The 16,503-nt window shown below is 54.4% G+C and carries 15 protein-coding genes and 1 tRNA gene; 11 read left to right on the forward strand and 5 right to left on the reverse strand.

What is annotated here, in order from left to right; translation table 11 throughout:
* The first annotated feature begins 122 nt into the window (after positions 1-122).
* Positions 123-197, forward strand: a tRNA-Gln gene (locus tag Q1A07_RS04540).
* Positions 198-380: 183 nt separating this feature from the next.
* On the opposite strand, the gene Q1A07_RS04545 is transcribed toward Q1A07_RS04540, so the two are convergent.
* Genes Q1A07_RS04545 through Q1A07_RS04555 form a run of 3 tightly spaced genes read right to left on the reverse strand, consistent with a single transcriptional unit; the run spans position 381 to position 2,682 of the window.
* Positions 381-2,009, reverse strand: coding sequence for a recombinase family protein (locus tag Q1A07_RS04545; protein ID WP_299778201.1), 1,629 nt, complete (start codon positions 2,007-2,009; stop codon positions 381-383).
* On the reverse strand, positions 2,009-2,491 hold the full coding sequence (locus tag Q1A07_RS04550) for a DUF2924 domain-containing protein (protein ID WP_366944016.1): 483 nt from the start codon (positions 2,489-2,491) through the stop codon (positions 2,009-2,011). Before Q1A07_RS04550 ends, Q1A07_RS04545 begins: the two co-directional genes overlap by 1 nt.
* Positions 2,419-2,682, reverse strand: a complete 264-nt coding sequence (locus Q1A07_RS04555) for a DUF3489 domain-containing protein (RefSeq protein ID WP_299778205.1) — start codon at positions 2,680-2,682, stop codon at positions 2,419-2,421. The genes Q1A07_RS04550 and Q1A07_RS04555 overlap by 73 nt, the downstream gene beginning before the upstream one ends.
* 313 nt (positions 2,683-2,995) lie before the next feature.
* Between Q1A07_RS04555 and Q1A07_RS04560 the strand changes: the two genes are divergently transcribed.
* The 4 genes from Q1A07_RS04560 (at position 2,996) to Q1A07_RS04575 (ending at position 8,666) form a co-directional block, all read left to right on the forward strand.
* Positions 2,996-4,351, forward strand: coding sequence for an SIR2 family protein (locus tag Q1A07_RS04560; protein ID WP_299778207.1), 1,356 nt, complete (start codon positions 2,996-2,998; stop codon positions 4,349-4,351).
* Positions 4,348-6,159, forward strand: coding sequence for an ATP-binding protein (locus Q1A07_RS04565; RefSeq protein WP_299778209.1), 1,812 nt, complete (start codon positions 4,348-4,350; stop codon positions 6,157-6,159). The genes Q1A07_RS04560 and Q1A07_RS04565 overlap by 4 nt, the downstream gene beginning before the upstream one ends.
* Positions 6,160-6,180: 21 nt before the next feature.
* Positions 6,181-7,644 carry an antiviral reverse transcriptase Drt5 gene (drt5, locus tag Q1A07_RS04570; RefSeq protein WP_299778210.1) on the forward strand — a complete coding sequence of 488 codons (1,464 nt, stop codon included), beginning with the start codon at positions 6,181-6,183 and terminating at the stop codon, positions 7,642-7,644.
* 173 nt (positions 7,645-7,817) lie between these two features.
* The gene (locus tag Q1A07_RS04575; protein ID WP_299778211.1) at positions 7,818-8,666 is read left to right on the forward strand and encodes a hypothetical protein; all 849 of its coding nucleotides are present in this window, start codon (positions 7,818-7,820) and stop codon (positions 8,664-8,666) included.
* A gap of 129 nt (positions 8,667-8,795) precedes the next feature.
* Here the strand turns inward: Q1A07_RS04575 and Q1A07_RS04580 are convergent, their stop codons facing one another.
* Complete coding sequence (locus tag Q1A07_RS04580; RefSeq protein WP_299778213.1) at positions 8,796-9,563, reverse strand: DUF3800 domain-containing protein; 768 nt, start codon at positions 9,561-9,563, stop codon at positions 8,796-8,798.
* 352 nt (positions 9,564-9,915) lie between these two features.
* Here Q1A07_RS04580 and Q1A07_RS04585 point away from each other — a divergent pair, with 352 nt between their 5' ends.
* From Q1A07_RS04585 to Q1A07_RS04595, 3 genes are all read left to right on the forward strand, one after another.
* Positions 9,916-10,752: a YgcG family protein gene (locus tag Q1A07_RS04585; RefSeq protein ID WP_299778215.1), complete on the forward strand. Its 837-nt coding sequence runs from the start codon at positions 9,916-9,918 to the stop codon at positions 10,750-10,752.
* Positions 10,753-11,236: 484 nt separating this feature from the next.
* Positions 11,237-11,554, forward strand: a complete 318-nt coding sequence (locus Q1A07_RS04590; RefSeq protein WP_299778217.1) for an antibiotic biosynthesis monooxygenase family protein — start codon at positions 11,237-11,239, stop codon at positions 11,552-11,554.
* A gap of 241 nt (positions 11,555-11,795) precedes the next feature.
* A complete protein-coding gene (locus Q1A07_RS04595) occupies positions 11,796-12,731 on the forward strand; it encodes a histone deacetylase family protein (protein WP_299778219.1) in 936 nt (311 codons plus the stop codon).
* 334 nt (positions 12,732-13,065) lie between these two features.
* On the opposite strand, the gene Q1A07_RS04600 is transcribed toward Q1A07_RS04595, so the two are convergent.
* Positions 13,066-13,698, reverse strand: a complete 633-nt coding sequence (locus Q1A07_RS04600) for a tyrosine-type recombinase/integrase (RefSeq protein ID WP_299778221.1) — start codon at positions 13,696-13,698, stop codon at positions 13,066-13,068.
* Positions 13,699-13,927: 229 nt separating this feature from the next.
* On the opposite strand from Q1A07_RS04600, the gene Q1A07_RS04605 reads away from it, so the two are divergent.
* The 3 genes from Q1A07_RS04605 to Q1A07_RS04615 all read left to right on the forward strand — a co-directional run bounded on the left by Q1A07_RS04605 (position 13,928) and on the right by Q1A07_RS04615 (position 16,446).
* Complete coding sequence (locus tag Q1A07_RS04605; protein WP_299778223.1) at positions 13,928-14,185, forward strand: hypothetical protein; 258 nt, start codon at positions 13,928-13,930, stop codon at positions 14,183-14,185.
* Positions 14,186-15,263: 1,078 nt separating this feature from the next.
* Positions 15,264-15,617 carry a hypothetical protein gene (locus Q1A07_RS04610; protein WP_299778225.1) on the forward strand — a complete coding sequence of 118 codons (354 nt, stop codon included), beginning with the start codon at positions 15,264-15,266 and terminating at the stop codon, positions 15,615-15,617.
* Positions 15,618-15,630: 13 nt separating this feature from the next.
* Positions 15,631-16,446 carry a hypothetical protein gene (locus Q1A07_RS04615; protein WP_299778227.1) on the forward strand — a complete coding sequence of 272 codons (816 nt, stop codon included), beginning with the start codon at positions 15,631-15,633 and terminating at the stop codon, positions 16,444-16,446.
* Positions 16,447-16,503: the final 57 nt, after the last annotated feature.

Consider the following 16,503-nt stretch of genomic DNA (forward strand, 5'->3'; position numbering starts at 1 on the left):
GATCACCCTCAACATCAATGCACGAACGTGGTCTGGCAAAAACTTGAGGATAACAGAAGCGGTTTTTTCTCGAAATCAGGTCTTGCGCGTCTGGCCAGAGAGGCTTAATTACCGGCCCACGTTGGGATGTAGCCAAGTGGTAAGGCAACTGTTTTTGGTACAGTGTACCGTAGGTTCGAATCCTACCATCCCAGCCAAACACTCCTGACATTTAAGCTAGCGAGAGACTGCCCCGCTATTGTGGCGTGTTTTTGGGCGCCTGGCACAGGCGGTTTCCGACAGAGACCCGCACGTGAGCGCAGATCAGGCCAATTTCAGGCCGTAGTCTCAGGTGGCGATTCCCACGGTACGAGTTTGGGGGGGTTTAGTAAGGTCTTGGCTTACGGCTTCGCAAGTTGCTCGCGCTGTTCTGACCAGACGGCTGGGACACCCGACTTAATGAGACGGTCAGACGTCACCCCCTCCGACTGCTCACCAACTGCTATCGCGTCCAGGATGTCTGGCGCGAGCATCGCAAGATCAACAATATCCTGCACCCGGCGCTTTGATGTGCCCTCAGCCTGTGCGATCTCAGTGAATGTCTTGCCGGCAATAATCATCGCCATCCACCTCTGCGCTTTGACGATGTTCTGAACCAACGTCGGATCGACATCCGATGGCGCGTCCCCAAGATGCAGTTTCAGCTCGACACCGCGCCTGCGCATCCGGAAGGGCGACATGAGGATCAGTTCTTCTGTATTAATCCGGTCTGCATCACATTTAAGAACCGAGGTAAGTTTGGTCTGACACAACCGAACGGACACTTCTCCCGGGCTCAGGTCAGCGCGTTCGATCAGATGCAGACATTGCGTGGTCTGCCGGATGGCGTGCAGGTTAGCTGATTTGGCGGTGACGTCTGACGCGGGCAGATCACGGACAAGCCGCGTTGCAACATCGTGGCGCTGCAGATGCTTTTTCACCAGATCGGCGATCAGCGCCTCCATCTGTTCCGCGGGCAACCGCCACGCATCCGGGTGCTTCCGGCTCCGGTCCTTCACCAGTCTGTGAGAGATGTAGTAGCGCAGACGCTTGCCATTCTTCCGGCTATGGCTGGGCGTCAAGCGGTCGCCGGTTTCATCAAAGAGCTTTCCCGCCAGCGGCGATCGTATGGCCTTGCGCTTTGTGCCCCGGGCCTTTGCAGCTCCGTCTTTCAGCGTCTGCTGGACCTTGTCCCAGATCACCGGGTCGACAATTGCCGAATGCTGTCCCTCGTAAACCTGCCCTTTGTGCCGGATGCGCCCTGCATAGATCGGGTTGCTCAAGAGATGATGGATGTGGCCGCGATCGAACGCTGTGCCACCGGAGACGCGCCCTGCCCTACGCACCCGCCGGCGTGACCTGAGACCGAGATCTTCCGCGCGCTCTTTCACGACCCGAATGAGACCATGTTCCAGATACAGTTCATACAGAGCCCTGATGGTTTTCGCCTCGTCCACGTTGATCTTCAGCGTCCGGCCATCCGCCTCGTAGCCCAGCGGGACATTCCCACCCATCCAAAGCCCCTTGCGCTTGGAGGCCGCAATCTTGTCCCGGATGCGTTCGGCCGTGACCTCCCGCTCGAACTGGGCAAAGCTCAGAAGGACATTGAGGGTAAGCCGTCCCATGCTGGTGGCCGTGTTGAAGGACTGAGTGACCGAGACGAAGGACGCATCCGCCTGATCCAGGCGCTCGACCAGCTTGGCGAAGTCGGCCAGAGAGCGGGTCAACCGGTCGATCTTGTAGACGACGATCTGATCCACGCGCTTTTCATCCACCGCCTGCATCAAGCGATGTAATGAAGGGCGATCAAGATGGCCGCCGGAGATCCCGCCATCATCATAGTGGTCCGGCAGCAGTTCCCAGCCCTCATGCTTCTGGCTGGCGATATAGGCCTCACAGGCCTCTCGTTGCGCATCCAACGAGTTGAAGTCCTGATCCAGCCCCTCTTCGGAACTCTTCCGAGTATAGATGACACAGCGGATCCGACGCATCACTTCACCCCAAAGAAGCGCGGGCCGGACCAGTGGGCGCCGGTGATGTGCTTGGCGAGAGCCGACAGCGACCGCCAGGACTTGCCATCCATGACAAAACCACTGCCTTTGACTTCGACCTGATACGTTCGCCCGTTCCATTCCCGGACAAGATGCGATCCCGGTTTTGCGATCGTGGCGACTGTCTCGCCAGCCGCGATCTGTTTCAGGCGCCGGGTGGTTTTGACGGACACACCGCCCAGCACCCGGTTTTGCGCCTCCCAGATCAACACCCTCTTCATAAACTGCGGCGAGAGGTATTTTGGCGGCGAGCGCCCAAACATCTCTCTCCAACAGTCAATGCATTCAGTTCGATCAAACGCATCGATTTCGGCAATCTGGTTAACCAACTCACCTGACTTACCGGTGTTCATGGCGTGCCGCCTTCTTCGACGATCCGGTACACCGACCCTTTGTCGGTTTCGCTGCGGACAATCACACATCCGGATTTGCGCTGTGCCGATATCGCGGCCCGCGCCGTATGGGGCTGCCAGCCAAAGGCCTTCTGGATCTGCGCAATCGATGCGCCGGACTTGCGGGCCAGCAGCTTTCGAAGCTGCGCCTGGCGCGTGGGTTTGGCGCTGGCACGACTTGATACTTTGGTCGTTTTGTTTGAACTGCGGGTTGTAGTCATTGGGTTCTCCACTCTGCGGGCAAAGGCCAATCCCTCGCCCTGTACTGAGTGGAGCCCGGCACTTCCCGGGCGGAATATTATGTCGACAGTACCGCTCTGCCGCGCTCAGAAGTCCAGTCGTTTATAACCAGGAGGGCGGGAAGCGGAAGTTCGTTGCAAGCACAAATTCGGAAAGCTCCGCGTCAAAAGCCGACATTGATTTGCTTGCGGCCCCCCGCACGGGCCGCCGTCGGTGGTCTCTGACGCTTGGAAGATTTACCTGTCTCTTCCAATAAACTAGCCTCACCTTAGAATTGAAAGCTTGGGTGTTAGTTTGAAAAATTTTTGGGATGGCGAAACGATAGGGAAGAAAGAGTTGCTGCGTCTTTTGACACGTGATGGCACGTGGCTGCGTTGGCAAGGGGAGAACGAAGACCCGAACGACCCCAGCAAGAAACCCAAGTCCGGTTGCAAAGATCAGGTCGAAGAAGCTCTGCTCGCTGCGCTGCATTCAACCAATGTCGTAGTGCTGCTTGGGTCGGGGGCATCCTTCTCCGCGAAGAACGATGGCGGGCCTAACGCGCCGGGCATGGGCGACCTTTGGCATGCCGTGCGCGACGCTGTTTCAAAAGACAATTTGTTTGACCACAAAGAGTTCGACGACCTGGCGAAGAAAGTAATGGGCGGCCTGCCGCAGAATGATGCCGATGGGAAACAGAAGGCTGGAGATATCGAGAGCCTTTTGAGCCTTTGCAAGATGCAAATTGAGCTGCTCAGTATTCGATCAAAGAATGATCCTGATTTCGCTGATCGTCCTTGGTTGGAAGAGCTGATCGAGTTCGTTCGCGTGGCTGAGAACACGATCTTGGGTAAAGTGGGTTTCGTCGGTGCGGAAACTGATTTGCCAGCCCACTGGGCGTTCTTAAAGAAATTCGCCCGCCGATCACCTGAAAAACCTAGAGTGAAGCTATTCACCACGAACTATGATCTGTGTATCGAGACTGCGGGCCTGCGCCTCGGAGTCGTGCTGATAGACGGGTTCTCCCATAGCGCAGAGCAACGGTTCAACCCCGATCACTTCGACCATGATATAGTTCGGCGGGCCGCTTCCAGTACGAAGGCCGACTACCTCGACGGTGTGTTCCACCTCTACAAACTGCACGGTTCGGTGGATTGGCGGCGACGGTCGGATGAAGTCGTCATTCGAAGTGTCGATGACCCCGGCGACGACCGCAAGCCAGTCCTGATCTATCCGCGATCTTCGAAGTATCAGGAGGCGTTCGAAAGCCCTTATCTCGATATGTTCGCGGCCTTGCAGGCAGCTTTACGGGAGCCCGATACAACGTTGATCGTCTCCGGCTTCGGTTTCGCAGACGATCACATCAGCGCCCCGATCTGGTCAGCTATCGAAACGAACCTGTCGCTACGTCTTGTGCTTTGTGATCGCGGGTTCGTGGAGCACCAAAAGCTCTTCGATGAAGACGCGCAGGAGATCGACCTCGATCTGGCTGGGCAACGTGCTTACCAGAGCAAGATCGCGCGTCTTGTGCAGCAGGGTGATACGCGCATCACGATGTTGAATGGCCGCTTCGAAGACCTTGCCGACGCATTGCCGATGATATCGGGCAAGACGGATCGCCAGCTCTTGCAGGATCGGCTTGAAAAGCTGCGCGAGGTCGACAACGCATGAGCGAACTTGCCTCCCTGATCGACCCGTCCAAGCGCATCGGAACGGTTACAAGGGTGACGGCAAGTGCTGTAGAACTCACCTTGCCGAATGCTCTTGCAGCCCTGGGTAGGCGCGGACTGGCCAAAGGCTCCGTTGGTGATTTCGTGTTTGTCGATTGTGACCGCTCAGCGATCTTGGGGCGCGTGACGGAAGTTGGGATTCCAGACAGGCAGCGAAATGCCCTTGAGCACCAGATCGAAGTCGATCCTACGGTTGAACCGCAGGGACGTGTCCAGTTGCTGGCAACTGTCAGCAAGACGACTCGGAAAGTGACGCGCGGTATCAACACGCAGCCGCGGGTCGGTGATGGGGTTTACCCCGCAGAGGGCGGAGCGCTGTCCAATTCCATCAAGGATGCCTTGGAAGGCGACATGAAGAGAGACAGTGCACCGTTGCTCGTCGAGCTGGGGCACCTGTCCGGGCTGGATGATGCCGCCCTCAGCATCCCGCCGGAGAAATTGTTCGGTCGTCATTGCGGAGTATTTGGTGCGACCGGCGGGGGGAAGAGCTGGACAGTTTCCCGCCTCGTCAATGAAATCGTGCGGATCGGTGGGAAGTGTATTCTGTTCGATCCTACCGGAGAATTCACGGGAAAGGTGGCTGGCGCATGGCAGTATTCGTTCAGCGAAACCGGAAATGACGATCAGCCCTTGGTTCGATTCCCGAGTGAGAACTTGTCGGAATTGGACCTACACGCTCTTCTTACTCCAACCGGCCAAAGTCAGGGGCCAGCCCTACGGAGTGCAACGAAGAGCCTTCGCATGGCTCGGGTCTTGGCGGCTGATGCGGAACGGTTCCCCTTTGAGGAGAATGGTTCAAGGCGAAATGTATTAATCCGTAGGGGCGACGATCCGGTTGGGCATGTCGTTATGGAAGAGCAAGGAACCATCGAAAAATCAAATCAGAGCCGCCTCGCATACGGTCAAGCTGAGTTAACGCTTGCAGACGAGTTGGCAGTTGAAACCTGCCAGTTTGATTTCAACGCGCTGTCTCGGCAGGTGCGAAACGAGTGCGTACGGCCGGTTCATAACAATGATGCATCGAGATATGGTCAACTCGATAACAACGCAGTTGGATACTGCAACTCACTGATCATTCGCATTGAAACCTTTTTGACCTCCCCCGAATTGGCCTGTCTGTTCTCTGACAATGGTCTGGACATTTGTCGAGAGATCGAGCGTTTCCTAACCGATCCAAGTGCCAAGGCAATGGTTCTTTCCTTCGAGAAGGTGAGCTTCAAGCACAACACTAGAGAATTGCTCTTGAATGCACTGGGGCGATACCTGCTAGGCCTTGCACGGAGAGGCAAGTTTCGCCAGAGCCCGCTCGTTTGTTGTCTGGATGAAGCGCATCAATTTATTGGTCGGACTGTAGGCGATGAATTCAATAGAGTGAGCCTTGATGCATTTGGCCTGATTGCAAAGGAAGGTAGGAAGTATGGGTTGACGACCGTGATTGCGACCCAGCGTCCCAGGGATGTACCGCAGGATGTTCTAAGTCAGCTTGGAACCTTGTTTGTCCACAGGCTCACGAATGACAGAGACCGGGAAACCATCGAAAGAGCTTGCGGTGATCTGGATCGCAGTGCAGCCGCTTTCATACCATCCCTATCACAGGGCGAAGCGATCATCGTGGGCCCCGACCTGCCCGCGCCTTTGCCAATCATGCTGAGCAAACCAGAACAGGGTCAACAGCCTGAAAGTCATGGCCCGAATTACCAGAAATACTGGGGCGCAACCAAACCAGTACAGTTGACCGAAGAGTCTTGACCAAGAAAGCAAGCCGCGCCGATGTTTGATTTTTATTCAACCGACTACCGTCGAACTCTTTTTCCAATGTCGACAAATCGCTACCTGATCGAACATGGTCAAAACGAAATCCGCGAGTTCTTGAATCGCTGCCTTGATCCCGACCAAGAGGCATTTTCTTTCCGCTCTCAGACGAGGGTGTATGCTGGAAAGCCAGGCTTTCACCTTCGGCGGACCGTAAAACTGGATCCTGTAGCAGAGTACTTTATCTACGATCTCGTTTTACGAAATAGATCCCGCTTCAGAGCACCGTTCCACGAGGACAAGAAGCATTTTGGCTACCGTTTCCAAGACGGTGAGCCGTTAAATCCTTCGGGTTCTTTTCGTGGGTACAAGGGGGCAATTGCAGCGTATCGGGATCAATTTCGCTACAGCTTGAGCTTCGATGTCGCGGCTTACTTCAACTCGATTTACCACCATGATCTTGTTTCCTGGTTGTCTCGGACTGGAGCATCCGAACAAGACTACCAAGCGTTTGGCCAATTTCTTCGAGAGATAAACACTGGTCGTTCAGTAGACTGTCTTCCGCAAGGCATTTACCCAACGAAAATGATCGGCAATGACTTTCTCCGTTTCGTTGAACAATTTCACGGGCTGCGCAGCAATGCTGTTGTTAGGTTCATGGATGATTTTGTTCTTTTCTCCGACTCGCGGCGTGATCTTCGTCATGACTTCATTACGATCCAAAGCCTCTTGGGTGAGAAAGGTCTTTCACTGAATCCAAACAAAACCAGTGATGGAGTTCGGGAGCACGTCGAGCTTGAGGATGCAATCGAAGACATAAGGATTCAGCTACTCCAAAGGCGGCGCGTCGTTGTCACTGACTATGATGGCATCCCCGAAGAAGAGGTCGAAATCGAACGAGATCTGTCCGATCAAGAAATGGGTTTCCTAAGAGGCCTATTGCAACAGGACGATATCGAAGAAGAGGACGCGGAACTCGTTCTGGCCTTGATGGCTGAGCACGCCGAGGAAGCGATTGACCGACTTGCTGACATTGCGCGCCGCTTTCCACACCTATTCAAGAACATTCACTCGTTCTGCCTCGATGCGGAAGACGAAGAAGCCATCGCAGCATTTGTATTAGAGTTACTGCGAGACAATGCTGCGATGGTCTACGAGTTTCAGCTGTTCTGGCTTACTCACATTCTTGAAGACCGTCTCTTGAACACCGCGTCAGCGGCAGAGATTATAGATAGGCTGAACAACCACCCAAACGCTACTTCGATTTCGAGAGCCAAGCTACTTGAAATACCTGACTTGCGGTATGGCTTGGTGGAGCTTCGAGACGCTCATTTGGGTGCTGGACAATCCGATTGGTTGTCCTGGTCTAGCGCAGTCGGCCACAGAGCATTGAATAGGATCGACCGTCGTCATAGGTTGGGTTACTTCGCCAAAGCCTCAAACTACAATAAACTCGTTTTCGACATTGTGTCGAAGGATTGAGCCATCCTTTTTGGCATTCCAGAACTCTGGATGTTGTAAGCGTCTCCGAATTCCTAGAGAGCGTTTGCTTTCGAGAAGAGGCGCAACAGTAGAATTCGGTGAGCATGAGCCAAAGAGATAGTCTTCATGACCAAAATTTGCGAGCCAGGGTCGCTCGAATGATCTGTGGCGACGTGCGGATTGATGACATAGCCAAGCTGTACACTGGCAAGCGAAGTTCTTCATATGGACGGTCAAGTTTTCGAGAACTGGCCGACTTCATTGCACATCCTGATTTGCGAGTTCGAGGTCCAGTAACAGACCGAATTCGCGATATGCGAACGACTTTTCGCCCCCTTCTCGACCGGGCTTTGAAGGGGAACGGGGCTAGGCTGGATGACGTGATTGTTCGTTGTGAGTCCAATTTTCGGATGGCAGATGAAGAGCAGATTTCAAGACTCTCTGGTGGGCGCAAGCGACAGCAAGCGCAACGGATTTTGAGTTCTGCTGTTCGGAAGATGAAGAATGGCGATCTCGGGAAACTGAGTAATGATGAGCAAGAGTTAGCAATAGCCTTCGGAGACAGAGTAATCTGGAATCCGGCGCTTCGCGCTCAGCAGGTCTTTGATGATTTCAAAGATGTGCTGCTCAAGAACCAGCTGCTTAATAGGGAGGACATTCCCAGGTTGAACCAAGCCAGGTCGATGGTTGTATTGCACGCCATCACCGTGATGCACGGGGTCGCATTTGATCTGGGAGATGGTTTATCCGGGGAACTTCAAGCGGGTTTCCAAAACCCGGATGGTTGTTTGGAAGTAACTGCTTTGCTGACCCTGAAAGGTTATTCGAAAAATGTCTCTATGAAGGTAGGGCTTCTGTGGACTGACCTGCAGGGGATTGACTACGTTGACTCCGAATTGGTGGCTCATCCCGGCCCGTGGAGGTTTGGGATAGAGCTCAAAGACGCCGTTGTGGTGCCGATTGGCGAGGTTGTCGCGAACCAAAAAACTTCTGATGGCACTGCGGTAATCCGCGTGAAGTAGTGATGAGTGCGTACGTTCCCTGCCCGAATACCGAAGGTCTCCTTTGCAGCGCCGAAACGCTGCATACGGTTCTTAGACTAAAACGGCAGCTCCGGACCGGACAGAAAGGCAAAATAGTCAGATGTTCATTCAATGGATACATCCAAGGTACATTGACCCGAACCGTTTGCGGGCTGCTTCTGTAACCTCTGGCGATGCACTGGGATCAATGTACAATCCATGCGGTTCGACTAACACAACTGCAAAATCCTCATCGTCGATGTCTGCGCCGTTGCCAACGCTCAAAAACGCGTAGCGTATGCCTGCCCACATCTCAAAGCCGAGATCGATTTCCACATCGTCGTCATATCCTGAGTTACGCACGTTGACGATCTTGTTGATTTTCCCCAGCCCATCAAGAAGCATCGTTCCGCAAGTGTGAGCAATGAGATCAGCCACTTGGATGCCTGGCACGCGCTGCGAGTCTTCTTCAAAGTGAATCGTGCAATCGTCGAAGCCACCAATTTCTGCAGCGATGCTCTTGGCCTTGGCTTCGGACGAGAAGAGACCTTCATCAAAGAAAACTTGATGGTGTTGATCGCGCAGCGTTGGATGCAAGACTGCTTTCTTCAAGAGCTCCAAGGATGCAGGTCCGATCTGCTTGTCCCCGTCAACCACGCAGACGGCGATCTGGCACTTAGATCTTACAAAACCCCTTAATGCGTCGCGCAAGCGCTGCAGGCTGGGATTGTCGTACATCTTTGAAGAGGATTTGTACTCGTAGGTTGATAGATCGAACCCAAACTTGGCAAAGACTGCTTCTAACTCTTCTTGGGGATCGTCGTCACAGATCGCGAAAGCAGCCAGGGAAAAGCCATGTGCGTGATGTTTGCTATCGTCTAGGTAGAAATGAGCCATGGATGGAGTGTAATCAATCAAATCTGTCCCCAATAGCCTTTCCGACAATAAGACCAATGTCTGCTTTCAGAAAGCTGCGCTGCAGCGTACGACAACGTCAGAAACGGCCGGTTTGGGCCGTCGATGCGCCCAGTGTCACGCTGTTACGGATGCTGCATTGCATTGGATGACAGCGAAGAACCCGTAGCTGACCCTTATATGCGGCCAAACCAATTCGGCGTCAGACACTTGGAGTAAAACCCAAAAAGAAATTTGCCCCACAAATTGACCTAGGGGAATTTTACCCTTCGATTACCCGCTAAAGAACATAGAATTTTTCTAATGAATACGTACATATAGTTCAGCTGAAATCATGAAAGGTAAGAAATTGCGGAGTTTTGTTCTGGTTCTTAGTCTTTGGGCAAGCACTGCCCTCGGTCAATCCTATCCGATCTATCAAAGCACAACCGTCAACGACTACGCGCAAGTTCTTCCAGCCGATATCGAGGCGAGAATCGCGGCCCAGCTTCGCGCCCTAAAGGCCGAAACCGGGGTCGAAATGTCGTTGCTAACCCTCGAAAGCAAACGCCCCTATGCCCCAAACCAAGCGCTCGAAGAGTTCTCGACGGGGCTCTTTGACAAATGGGGCATTGGCGACAGCGACAGCAATGACGGTGTTCTTATCCTTATCCTTACCGAAGACCGCGAAATGCGCATCGAACTTGGTGCAGCCTACTCAAACGATTGGGACAGAGAGGCTAAAAGGGTGGTGGACAGCCGCTTCGTACCCGCTCTTTCGAACGACGATTACGTGCGCGGACTACAAGAAGGTACCACGGCCACGATTGACGAAATCGTCATGCCTTTCCTTGCCGGGCAAGACCCGCGTAGCGGATCTGGCGGGCCCAACAATTGGGTACTCGCTCTTTTTGGTGCTTTCGCGGTGCTAAGCTACGGGCGCGGCCTTATCGGTGATCAGCTGGCCCGAGTACGAAAATGCCCTAACTGTGGCCAGCGTGGCCTAAGGCAAACGCGCCAGACAACAATGCCAGCCAGCCGAACGATGTCCGGCTCCGGCGTTCGCACAAGGCGCTGCGTAAATTGCGACCATGTCGACACGCACGTCTTTGTCATCCCGCAAAAGAGCAGCAGCTCAGGCGGATTCGGTGGTGGCCGCTCTGGTGGAGGCGGTGCTTCAGGACGATTCTAGATACACGCCACTAAAACAAGAGGGGGTTGAAATCAATCGGTGCCCCGCTTTTGTCACCAGTTTGGTCGGGTGCGTAATTTACCGCTTCGCCGTTCCGAAAGACGTTAATCTTAGGCTGAACGTTTCTTCATTCGCTTCAAGCCAGCAACGCCGCCCATTGGCGCATTTGCCGCGAAGGTTGGTTTCGTCAGCAAACTGCAACTTAGCCTTGCCCCACGGATCGCGCTTGCAGCAACGGTCTGCAAGGCGGACTGAGACCGCAGAAAGTGAAGGCAGCATTCAATGTCTGGATTGGGCCGAGAGTTTTTAGAGACAACAATGCGTTTTGCCGGCCGCCGCGTCGCTAGGATCGGGCGTCATGAGCTCAATCCTACCGAGGCTCCGCGCCTATCTGTTGTCTCAAAACAGTTGGTTCGAATCCAAGTAAACATGCAACAGCGCAAGATAGTGCGATAACTGCTATACTGGCAGGGAGGAGGACCGGATGCTCAAGATTGATACAGCCGCCACATGTCAAACTGTCATCACCACGTTCGAATGCTCCCCAGGCACCTGCGCCGATCTAATGGACAAGTTGCAGGGTGCCTATCGCGACTTCATCTCACAACAGCCAGGCTTCATCGCTGCGGGTCTGCACGTTAACGACGCGCAGACGCGGATAGCCAACTATTCGCAATGGGCGAAGCGCGAGGACTTTCAGGCGATGCTACGTAGCGAAGAAATGCGGGCACGGAACCGCGAGATTGCACAGCTTTCCACGCGCTTCGAACCGGTGATGTATGAGGTGGCGGGGGTTTTCTGAGGGCAGTCCGGTGCTCGAAGAGCACATGACCGCTTCGTTGCCAGTGCAGCTACCTGAGGCTTGCGGGCAGAAGGTCCGCTCCTATCCTTAAATTGGCTCTGCCAGCGAGGTCCACTAGGTACGCTCCGCGCCGAGTGCCATTGGTCGTGTCGGATTCATAGTTCCATAAATGCGCCCAGGAGGTGTTGCGATCGGGCGCGGGTTAACCGCAAGCTACACCGAACTGAAGAGGTAGGCGCATATGACCACAGCTCTCTACTCACACGCAGATAGCCATGGACATGTCACGCCGCCGGGACACCCGGAGCGGGTCGAAAGACTGGAAGCGATCGCAGCGGCTTTGTCAGATGATCGTTTTTCAGCCCTTGATCGACGCGACGCCCCAATGGCCGACCCGTCCGAACTGCTGCGCTGCCATCCCGAGAGATATATAGCCAGGATCGAAGCTGCCATCCCCACAGAGGGAAGCCGCGCACTGGACGCCGATACACATGTCTCCCCGGGTTCTTGGGCCGCAGCCCTTCGGGCCGTCGGTGCTTCTGTTGCGGCCGTAGATGCAGTGCTTGACGGCGAAATCACAAACGCCTTTTGCGCCACACGGCCACCAGGCCATCATGCCGAAGCGGAAGAATCCATGGGCTTCTGCCTCTTTGGAAACGCGGCAATCGCTGCGAAACGCGCGCTTGATCAACACGGGCTATCCCGGGTGGCGATTGTCGACTTCGACGTACATCACGGGAACGGCACCCAGGATCTGCTTTGGGATGAAGCACGAACGCTGCTGGTAGGCAGTCACCAGATGCCACTTTGGCCTGGTACCGGTGATTGCGATGAGACCGGCGCGCATGATAACGTCATGAACCTGCCGCTCAGCCCCGGCACCGGCAGCGCCGGTTTCCGTAGGGTCTGGGAAAGGAATGGTTTGCCTGCGCTCGATTCCTTTGCACCTGAACTGATCGTAATATCGGCTGGGTTTGACGCCCATGAGGACGACCCTTTGGCGCAGCTTTCACTGAAGGAGGCGGATTTCGCTTGGATTACGGAAGCGCTTTGCGATCTTGCGGACACTCATGCGGATGGGCGCGTCGTTTCAACGCTTGAGGGCGGCTACGATCTGAATGCACTCGCCGCAAGTACTGCTGCGCACATAGACGTCCTGATGAGGCGCGGGCGGTAGACAGTCTCTCGGTGCTTGCTTCCCGCCTGTCGCATGGGCCGCGCGAAAGCTGGCAAACACGGCACGCATGGCACTTACCACAGTGCGCTACCGTGCAGTGCCTTCATACATGCATATGCTCCGTTCAAGGTCTAAGAGATTAATTCTTTGCGGGGCCTACCGGTTTTAGTGGCGCCAAAGCCACTGCTTTAACGAGCAATGATTATGATCCAAGCCGAGACTTCCAAAGTCCAAAGCACTTGCGGCGAATGTCCGCAAAGTGGGCTGCAACTGCGGCATTGCGGCAGCAAGTTGAGCGACCGCTTTGGGCCGCCAGGAAGGCGACCCGACATTGCTAGATTTCAATGGCCTCGGCTATCGCTAGCGCATACTCCAGCTCGACGCCTAGATACCGGACGGTGCTATCCATCTTGGTGTGTCCAAGCAGAAGCTGAACCGCCCGTAAGTTGCCAGTCTTTTTGTAAATCTGGGTCACCTTTGTTCGCCTCATCGAATGCGTGCCATATGCGCTCGCCTCCAGACCGATAGATGTGCCCCAGTCGCGGACAATCCGCGCATAGTGGCGTGTCGAGATATGCAGGCGCTCATGGAAGCGGCCAGGCCAAAGATACTCGGAGCCAACCATGAGCTCATCTTCCATCCACTTCTCGACTGATGTGCGTGTGCCTTCGGATATTTCAAATCGGACGGGTTTCTGAGTTTTGCGTTGCAGGACGGAGGCGCGTTCCTTGATCTGACCTGATGCCATTACATCGACGACCTTCATCTTCACCAGGTCGCAGCCGCGCAGTTTGCTGTCGATCGCCATGTTGAAGAGTGCGAGGTCGCGATGGTTTTCTGCCAATTCAAGCCGAACACGGATTGCCCAGACGTGTTTTGGCTTCAGCGGCCGTTTCTGACCGACGATGCGGCCTTTGTTCCATGCAGGGCGAAGTGCTCGAATGGCCGGTAAGTTTGGTGTTTCCATGACTGATCCTCCGATCCTCCATGCCCTCCCACAACGACAACCCGACGTTGACGAGGAACCGTAACACGGGATTGCTGCGCTGCCTCCGAGGTCGGCTCAGAGCCCTATCCACCAAGTTGCTGCAACGCAGCTGAGCGTCAGCTGTCAATCCAAGGTATCGAATGGTGATGCCAGTCAAACTGATTTACAGGGTGTCTACCTTGAAAGAAATATGTGTAGGAGTGAGTACGTGAAAATAGCCCTAGGAAGCGTTGAAGGGGAAGTGCACCTTTTCTTGGACGGAGAGGGTCGTGATGAACTCATCGAATACCTTTCAGAACTCGAATTTCCAAACGACTCCAAGTCACACGAGCACTTTCATCTTTTTTCTGAAGAATGGGGTATGGGTCAACTCACGGCGCTAAACTCACCCACCAGAGAGAAGTTCGGTCTGGCACCAGTTCATCACCTGAAGGTGTACATGCGCCCTTCAGAGGAAGATGTTTGATGAGAGTTGGCGAGTCCTTTCAACTGCCGGGCTTTCGTTCCAACCTTGGAACGAAAGCTTCTGTCCGCGATGCGGTCATCCAGCATGCCGACATGCTGCGCTCATGGGCAATGTCCGCTATGTGGGCTGCAACCGCAGCATCTTGAACGAGGGGCGAAGGTCCGCAATGGGCCGTCCTCGCTGGCACGGTCTGCCCTTGATCAAACTATGCTGCGCTCGATCTAATGACGGCTCTGAGCCCATCGTGTAGATTTTCTGGAATGCAGCGAAGGTCGGCTTCTGGGTGATTGTGTTGAAAAACTCGGAAATTTAGCACCCTGACTTTTTCGCCAAATGCCGATGTATCAGAGAAGTCCGCCCTGTTTGTGCAGAGAAGGTCACTAGCGCTCTTCGCATCGCCAAAGTAGTGTTTTGGCCGACCCCCTGGCCAAATTTTTCGACAGGCTCTCTATGGGCAACTATTTCTCCCATTTTAGGCAAAATCAGAGTTTTTCAACACAATCGGGTAATACTAAAAAAGTGACGTATCTGGTGAAGGTTTTGCCGAAAAAAAGGTGAAGGATTTCTAACTCTCATTCCTTTCAAAGGTATTGGTGGAGACAGAGACAGGTCAGATAGCATTGTAATTGCGACGCCAAGAGACTACATAGAGATTCCAGTAGATGTGGTTTTCTGAGGTCTAGGCCCATCGCTCTGCCAGAGCGGACTACAATCTTCCACCATTAAAATTCAGCTGTCACGTCCTGTCATAGGGATCTGATGTTTGAGAAGTTTGCTGATGTTGTCGAGTACGACCACATCACCTGTGACATTTGTCCATCCGTTTGTGGGGACCGGTTCTCCCGATGACTTGCCGCCGGACAGTTGTGAGTTCTTTGAGGAAGATGAAATTACGCAAAGTCACAGCATGGTGGCGGAGCGAAAGACCTTAACGCATCTGCCGATCCGTCGAGTCACCGGCGGGTGCCGATTGCGCTTTAACGATCATCGCGACTTAGAAATGGCCCTGACGTAAATCACGGCTGGACAAAAACAAACAAAATAGCGAGGCGGCGCTTTCTCCGTCAAGGGATGTAAAATGACTTTTCCAGAATGGACGAAACCAGGTATTTACGGTGCTTTAGCCGGTGCGATTGCGGTCTCTATCCTCGGCTTTACCTGGGGTGGCTGGACAACCAGCGGAAATGCTCAGGATATGGCGCAGAAACTTGCGGGCGAAAAAGTGACACTGGCGATGGTGCCAGTCTGCCTGGATATGTCAGCGGCTGACCCGGAAAGCGCAGACAAACTGGTCGTCCTTCAGGAGGCCTCTGGGTTCAACCGCCGCAAGGCTATGATGGATACGGGCTGGGCGACGCCACCGGGCTCCGACACGCCAAACCGGGAGCTCGCAGCGGCTTGTCTCGCGGGGCTTGAGCTGGATGGATCATAGGTCCGGCTTAATGATGCGACGGCCGCAGGCAGCTTGCTGGACACGTATGTTGACAGCCTTTCAAACAACGATGGCGTTATTTGTCTTCTCGATCTTTGCTTTGCTTCTCCTTGCAATGCCTGCATTTGCCCAATCCACCGGTCAGCTGATGCCCGAGAACTCCAGCGCAAAAAGCTACGGGGATGGGTGGCAATGCAATAAGGGGTATAGACCGAATGGCGACGCCTGTGCGGCAGTGATTGTGCCGGAAAATGCTTATGAGACCAACCACAGATACGGTCCCGGGTGGGAGTGTTTCCACGGCTTTAGAAGGAGCGATGAAGGTGCCTGTGTTGAAGTGATTGTCCCCGAGGGCGGGTTTCTCGACCCCTCAGGCGAACGCTGGCATTGCCTGCGCGGATTTCTCAAAATCGACGATACCTGTCAGGAGATTTTCCTACCGGCGAACGCCTATCTGGCGGATACGTCTTACGGGTCCGAATGGGTCTGCGCGCGCGGGTTTCGGGCCGACGGAGACGCATGTACCGCCATTGTGGTTCCGCTCAACGCCTACCTGAATACATCAAGCTATGGCCAGCCTTGGACATGTGAACGGGGTTATTTTGAACAGGATGATCTGTGCGCAGCCGTTGTGGTCCCCGAGCATGCCTACTTCGATGATGCGACGTACGGCCAGGGGTGGAAATGCGAACGGGGATATGCCGCGTCTGATGATAGGTGCATAGCTATAGAGGTTCCCGCAAACGCCCATCTCGACAGGTCCGGAAACCGTTGGGTATGCAACAAGAACTTCCAAAAATCAAAAGACTTGTGCGTGCTCGACAACTGAACACTCACCGAGCAGGACCACGACCACTCCGGCTTCAAATCGCGGCACCCATGGCAG

Origin of the sequence: uncultured Roseobacter sp. (assembly GCF_947492555.1) — a bacterium.
Classification (GTDB): domain Bacteria; phylum Pseudomonadota; class Alphaproteobacteria; order Rhodobacterales; family Rhodobacteraceae; genus Roseobacter.